Below are 5,162 nucleotides of genomic sequence, written 5' to 3'. Positions count from 1 at the left end.
AGTCAGGTCGGGCTCGCCGTCGGGCCGCTGTTGCCGCTGCTCGACGAGGTAGGGATGGTCTCGACGTTCGCCGTGCTCGTCGGCGGCGGCCTCGGGATGCTCGTCGGCTCGTGGACGGGTGCGCCACGGATGATCAAGTCGCTGGCGCAGGACTATTCATCGCTTGGGCCGCGACGCTCTATCTCGGCGCTCGTCCCCTCGTTCCTGATCGCACAGCTGGCCGTGTTGCTGGGAGTCCCAGTTTCGTTCAACGAAATCGTCGTCAGCGCCATCATCGGAAGTGGTGCCGCTGTCGGCGGTCGAGAAGCGGTAGACGCCCGGAAAATCGGTGTGACGATTGGTGCGTGGATCGGCTCGTTCGCCCTCTCGTTCGCCCTCGCGTATGCCGCTGGTGCGTTGCTGCTGTAGTCTTTGCCGACCGTCGTTAGTCAGCGGTCTGTTCGGTTCGTCGACCGCTCTCGACACCCAGAGGGTTGGTCGTCGAGGTCGCGGTGACCAGCCGGAGGAATTGGCCCGCGTTCGTGAGCAGTTTATTCTCTGCCTTCCGGAGGTGTTCTTCGTACGTCGAGCGAGCGACGGCCGTCCGTTCGGCGAGGTCGCGGAGCGACGTCTTCCGTGGCTGTTCGTAGTACCCGCTTTCGAGGGCAAGCTGGAGTGCGGCTAGCTGCCGGTCAGTGATGTCTTCGAACAACTGATTCGCCGGCGCCAGCATACTATGCGGAATCTGTGTCTCCGAGATTGACGTCTTCGAGAGGAGTTCGATCTCTCTGTCGGATCGAAGCGAGTCGAGCAGTTCGCGCACGTCCTCGCTGTCGAACGCGACGACCGTGTAGTGCTCCCAGCCCTGGCGGTAGATCGTCGGTGACTGGTACAGGCAGTTGTGCTCCTCGAAGCGGTCGATGACGGAGTCTTCGAGCGAGCAAAGACAGGACTGGGTGACAACATGATACCCATTATCGTCCGCCGATTCGTACAGTACGGTGCCGATCTCGTTGATCTCGTCGAGTAGTTCGTCGGTTGGCGTCGTCTCCGTCGTGATTTCGAGCACTTGGCAGTCGCTCAACGGCCACTCACGGATTGTCAGATCCGGGTATCGCTCCGAGATCCGTCGGTACGGGCATTCGTGTTTCACTCGAATGGAGGCCTCGTACAGTCCCATACGCGTAGGTTCGAACTCGACGTAATTAGCGGTGCCGGTCATGGCCGGCAGTACCCATATGCTAATATCTCTGCTAATCCGGACTACCGATGCAGGAACTCTCGCCAGCGGAACTCGGCGAACAGTTACAGGATGATGATGGCCCACTCGTGCTGGATATTCGCCACGAAGAAGACTTCCAGGAGTGGCACATTCCGGGCAGCCGTAACGTCGACGTCTACGACGAACTGACTGACGACCCGGAACAGGCCATCGAACCACTCGACGACCTGCCCAGTGACGAACAAATCGTTACTGTCTGTGCCGCAGGCGTCGTCTCCCAGACTGCGACGGCCGTCCTCCGAGAGCTGGGGTACGACGCGGTGACGCTGACGGACGGGATGAACGGCTGGAGCCGCGTCCACCGGCACGCGGAACTCCCCGTAGACGTCGATGGGACCCTCGTGCAAGTCGCCCGTCCGGGGAAGGGCTGTCTCTCTCACGTGCTCGTCTCCGACGGCGAGGCTGCCGTCTTCGACCCGTCACACTACCTCGACGAGTACGACACTGTCCTCGACGAGTATGATGCCGAGCTTGTCGGCGTCTTCGACACGCACGCCCACGCCGACCACGTTTCAGGGGCGGCAGACCTCGCTGCCCGCCACGACGTTCCATACTATCTCCACCAGAAGGATGCGCTCGCCGTCGACGCGACACCGCTCGAGGACGGGCAGACTGTGACGGTCGGGCGCCTCGACATCGAGGTCGTCCACACGCCCGGCCACAGCGAGGGCAGCGTCTCCTTCGACGTCGAGGGGGCGGCGCTTCTGACTGGCGACACGCTGTTTCACGACAGCGTCGGCCGCGTCGAACTCGGCGTCGAGGCCGGCATCGAGGACGCCGACGTCGAGGGGAACGCCGCGACGCTGTACGAGAGCCTCCAGCGGTTGCTGGACCGCCCTGATGACGCGCTGGTCCTGCCGGCGCACGATCCGGGCTCGCCCGAACCGCCGGTGGCCGCCACGCTTGCGGAGGTCAGAGAACGGAACGACGACCTCGGTCGCGACCGGGAGGCGTTCGTCGAGGAGCTCGCGTCGGACATCCCGGACCATCCGCCGAACTTCGAACGCGTCAAGCGGACGAACGTCGGGCAGGAGTCGGTCCCCGAGGATGAACTAGCGGAACTGGAACTGGGCCCGAACAACTGTGCGGCCGAGTAATCCATGAGTACGACAACTGAACTCCGCCAAGGGATCCGCGAACACCTCGGGCAGTTCTCGCTGCACGTCCTGCTCGTCTTCGCGACCGGCCTGACCATCGGTTCCGAACGGACAGTCGTCCCCGTACTCGGGGAGGACGTCCTCGGCGTCGAGTCGTTCCTCGTGATCGGCTCGTTCGTCGTTTCGTTCGGCATCGTGAAGTCGATCCTCAATCTCTACGCCGGCAAGTGGAGCGAGGCGTACGGTCGCAAACCCGTCCTCATCGCCGGGTGGGCGACGGCGCTCCCGCTGCCGATTATTCTCATCTTCGCCCCGAGCTGGGGCTGGATCACGGTCGGGAACGTCCTGCTGGGTATCAACCAGGCGTTGACGTGGAGTATGGCGATCAACGCGAAGATCGACCTCGCGGGCCCCGACCAGCGTGGACTCGCGGTCGGCATCGACGAGGCGTTCGGCTACACTGGCGTCGCCGTCGGCGCCTGGGTCACGGGCGTCATCGCTGGCCAGTGGAGTCTGCGGCCCGAGCCGTTCTACTTCCTCGGCGTCGTCGTCGTGCTGGCGTTCCTCATCTCGATCTTCCTGATCAAGGAGACTGTCCAGTACGCCCAAGCCGAGGGTGACGACGACCACCACGACGCGAACCTCCCGTTCGAGGAGGTGCTGAAGCGCGCAACGTACGGCGACAAGACGCTGTTCGCCGCTGCGCAGGCCGGCCACATCGAGAACTTCGTCGATACACTATTCTGGATCGCCGTCCCGCTGTACCTGACGAGTCAGGGCCTCGGTATCGCGGCGGTCGGGGTAGTCGTCGGTGTCCACAGCGCGATGTACTTCCTCCAGATTGCGACCGGCGGGCTCGCAGACCGCATCGGTCGCCGCCCGCCCGTCGTCGTCGGGATGTTCCTCGCGGGCGCGGGCGTCCTCGGGATGGTGCTCGTTGATGGCTACCTCCCGTGGGCCGTCTTGGCTGGCGTCTCCGGGCTCGGGATGGCACTGCTGTACCCGAACCTGATGACGGTTCCGAGCGACGCGGCCCATCCGACGTGGCGCTCGGCGGGGATGGGCGTCTACCGGATGTGGCGTGACTCCGGCTACGCTGTCGGCGCGGTACTGATCGGACTCTCGATGGAGTTCGTGAATGCAGCAGCCGCGTTCTACCTGACTGCGGGCCTGATGTTTGCGTCGGGTGCAGTAGTGTACGTTTGGATGGAGGAGACTCATCCGGAATTCGGCACTCACGAACCACCTGCACCTGCGCCCTCCGATTGATAACTGAACTATCGAAGCCTCCCTATTTCGATAGTATCTATAATTTCCTCCGAGCCCTCACTTTGGTGTTTACCTACTCGTGTTCAATCGATAAGTTATAGAACGCTGCTGGAAATAGTATTGTATAGTCGTCCCAAAAGCGTTAATACACGCTACCGGTTACGGTGCCGTGTGCAGAAAAGTATGAATCGCACAAACCCAGATTTGGTGGGTGGACAGCGACGATGATCGATACGCTGTCACTCCCGCCAACCGTACAAGCAGCTGGACTGATCGGCGTCGTATTGCTCGAAGCGATGGTCCTCCACGTCGGCTATGGCGCCGTCACGAGCGCTCTCGGCCCGAGCGTGAAGCGCGCGCTCGGAGGTGAATGAGCCGTGGAACTGCTCGGAATGAGCCTGCTGCTCGTCGGGTTCTTCGTCGGGTTCGGGCTGCTCATCGGCATCCTCTTCGGCTTCTTCGGCATGGGCGGGTCGTTCCTCGTCACGCCCGCCCTGCTCGTGATGGGGTATCCGTCCCGGGTCGCCGTTGGCAGCGGGCTTGCGTTCGTGTTCGGCACGAGTGTCATCGGCGCACTCCGTCACCGCGACCACGGTCACGTCGACTACAAACTCGCCGTCATTATGACCGTCGCGATGACGATCGGCATCGAAGCCGGCAAGCGTGTCGTCGACGCCCTGCACGCGGCGGGGAACGCCGACCTCGTCATCAGCGTCGCGTACGTCGGCCTGCTGGCGACCGTCGGGGTATTCACACTCCGTGACGCTCGCGCTAGCGGCACCACAACGAGTGTCGACCTCTCCGAGCGCGTGCAGGCACTTGAAATCCCACCGATGGTGACGCTCCGCGGGGACGTCCGTGTGTCCGCGAGTATCATTTTCGGCATCGGCCTGGTTGTTGGCGTCCTCTCCGGGCTTCTCGGCGTCGGCGGCGGCTTCCTGCTGATGCCCGCGATGATGTACGGGCTGGGCGTCCCCGCTGCCATCGCCGTCGGCACGGACATCCTCCAGATTACGATCTCGGGAGCGTTCGGCGCCTTCGTCTACGCCCGCGACGGGTTCGTCGCGATTCCGGTCGTGGCGACGCTGCTCGCCGGGAGCGCACTCGGCGCGCGCATCGGCGCGGGCGTCTCGAACATCGTCGACGAGGACGACATCAAGGGGTACTTCGCGACGATGCTACTCGCCGGCAGCGTCGCCGTCGCCGCCAAACGCGTCGGCACCGCCTACGACATCGGCGTCCTCAACACCGTGAGTATCGCGCTCATCTTCGGCGCGACCGTCGTCGTAAGTGGTGCGATCCTGTTGGCTGCGGTGTGCCAGCTCCGCGACGACAACGTTGGCTTCTGGTGTCGCCTGTCGGCGACGTAACCCGTGGTCACGGGGAGCGTCTAACCCTGTTACTCAGCCCGCTATAGCGCACAATTGTGCAATCCATACAAAAATCTTATAACTGCACAGCCCCTACGATTGAGTGATACTAATGCCAGATTCGATGTCCGAACAACTCCGTCAGGATATGGAGTGTGAGGGGCT

6 protein-coding genes are annotated in these 5,162 nt (G+C 63.0%); 5 read left to right on the top strand and 1 reads right to left on the bottom strand.

What is annotated here, in order from left to right; all coding sequences use genetic code 11:
• A partial coding sequence (locus tag LPA46_RS18475; RefSeq protein ID WP_230893778.1) for an inorganic phosphate transporter occupies positions 1 to 408 on the top strand: 408 nt, incomplete at its 5' end.
• Positions 409 to 424: 16 nt separating this feature from the next.
• Here the strand turns inward: LPA46_RS18475 and LPA46_RS18470 are convergent.
• Positions 425 to 1,159, bottom strand: a complete 735-nt coding sequence (locus LPA46_RS18470) for a helix-turn-helix domain-containing protein (protein ID WP_049892625.1) — start codon at positions 1,157 to 1,159, stop codon at positions 425 to 427.
• An 89-nt stretch (positions 1,160 to 1,248) separates the two neighbouring features.
• On the opposite strand from LPA46_RS18470, the gene LPA46_RS18465 reads away from it, so the two are divergent.
• The 4 genes from LPA46_RS18465 to LPA46_RS18450 all read left to right on the top strand — a co-directional run bounded on the left by LPA46_RS18465 (position 1,249) and on the right by LPA46_RS18450 (position 4,997).
• A complete protein-coding gene (locus LPA46_RS18465; protein ID WP_230893776.1) occupies positions 1,249 to 2,358 on the top strand; it encodes an MBL fold metallo-hydrolase in 1,110 nt (369 codons plus the stop codon).
• Between the two features lie 3 nt (positions 2,359 to 2,361).
• Positions 2,362 to 3,627, top strand: a complete 1,266-nt coding sequence (locus LPA46_RS18460) for an MFS transporter (protein ID WP_230893775.1) — start codon at positions 2,362 to 2,364, stop codon at positions 3,625 to 3,627.
• Between the two features lie 224 nt (positions 3,628 to 3,851).
• On the top strand, positions 3,852 to 4,001 hold the full coding sequence (locus LPA46_RS18455; RefSeq protein WP_230893774.1) for a DUF7512 family protein: 150 nt from the start codon (positions 3,852 to 3,854) through the stop codon (positions 3,999 to 4,001).
• Between the two features lie 18 nt (positions 4,002 to 4,019).
• Complete coding sequence (locus tag LPA46_RS18450) at positions 4,020 to 4,997, top strand: sulfite exporter TauE/SafE family protein (RefSeq protein ID WP_230893779.1); 978 nt, start codon at positions 4,020 to 4,022, stop codon at positions 4,995 to 4,997.
• Positions 4,998 to 5,162: the final 165 nt, after the last annotated feature.

Source organism: Halobacterium sp. KA-6, assembly GCF_021029015.1.
In the GTDB taxonomy this organism is placed as follows: Archaea; Halobacteriota; Halobacteria; order Halobacteriales; family Halobacteriaceae; genus Halobacterium.
The sequence above is the reverse complement of the archived record's forward strand: the minus strand, read 5'-3'. Positions and strand labels throughout refer to the sequence as shown.